This is a genomic window from Streptomyces sp. NPDC049577 (genome assembly GCF_040675635.1).
GTDB lineage: Bacteria > Actinomycetota > Actinomycetes > Streptomycetales > Streptomycetaceae > Streptomyces.
Genome location: NZ_JBFAPH010000653.1, coordinates 1 through 1164 on the forward strand (window position 1 = coordinate 1; position 1164 = coordinate 1164).

Consider the following 1164-nt stretch of genomic DNA (forward strand, 5'->3'; position numbering starts at 1 on the left):
CCTCGCCAACGCGGGGACGCTGGCGCTCGCCCACCGCTTCCACCCGGGCGTGGTCCTCGACGCCTTCCTGGAGCACCGGCCGGCGTACACGCTCGGCCCCGCCACGGCCTTCATGGCGCTGGCGGCCCGGCCGGAGGCCCGTCCCGAGCACTTCGCGTCCTTCGAGCTGATCTCCTCCGGCGGCGCGCCGCTGCCGCCGGCCCTGGTCGAGCGCTTCGAGGCGGACTTCGGCCGGTATCTGCACCAGGGCTACGGCCTCACCGAGTCCACCGCCACCTGCGCCAACGTCCCGCGCGGCAGACGCGCGCCGCTCGATCCGCGCTCCGGCACGCTGTCCGTGGGCCTGCCGGGCGCCGACACGCTGGTGCGGATCGTCGACGACCGGGGCCGGGAGGTGCCGTTCGGCGAGCAGGGCGAGATCCTGGTCCGCGGCCCCCAGATCGTGCCCGGTTACTGGCGCAGCCCGGAGGCGACCGCGGAGGTCCTGCCGGGGGGCGAACTGCGCACCGGCGACATCGGGTTCATGGACCCGGAGGGCTGGCTGTACGTGGTCGACCGCAAGAAGGACATGATCAACGCCTCCGGCTTCAAGGTCTGGCCGCGGGAGGTCGAGGACGTACTCTACGCCCACCCCGCCGTCCGCGAGGCCGCGGTCGTCGGCGCTCCCGACCCGTACCGGGGCGAGACCGTCAAGGCGTACGTCAGCCTGCGCGCCGGGGCCGGGGCGACGCCGGCCGAGCTGGCTGCCTTCTGCCGGGAGCGGCTCGCGGCCTACAAGTGCCCGCGGGGAGTGGAGATCCTGGCGGAGCTGCCCAAGACCACCAGCGGAAAGATCCTGCGGCGCCGGCTGCGGGAGGCGGCGCGGGAGCACGACGGCGAAGGGCGGGTGGCGGATTGACCGGGACGATCGCGACGAGGACGAGGCCGGACTGCCGCTCCAGGCCGGTGCCGAGGCGGCTGCTCGCCGCCGCGACCCGTCTCTTCGCCGACCAGGGCTACGACCGGACCTCCGTCCAGGAGATCGTCGAGGCGGCGGGCGTCACCAAGGGGGCGCTCTACCACTACTTCGCCAGCCCGGGCCTGAACATCCCCTGGTACTCCACCTTCGGCAACCACGACCTGCTCTCCGGCGGCTGCTACCCGGCGCACGGCACCTTCATCGCC

General features: G+C 74.0%; 2 protein-coding genes. Both read left to right on the top strand.

Translation table 11 applies throughout. The annotated features are described in order from the left end of the window. Positions 1–898, top strand: an 898-nt coding sequence (locus AB0K09_RS33625; protein ID WP_366069174.1) for an AMP-binding protein, incomplete at its 5' end; no start/stop codon positions are given. Beyond that, positions 895–1164, top strand: a 270-nt coding sequence (locus AB0K09_RS33630; protein ID WP_366069175.1) for a TetR family transcriptional regulator, incomplete at its 3' end; no start/stop codon positions are given. The genes AB0K09_RS33625 and AB0K09_RS33630, both read left to right, overlap by 4 nt.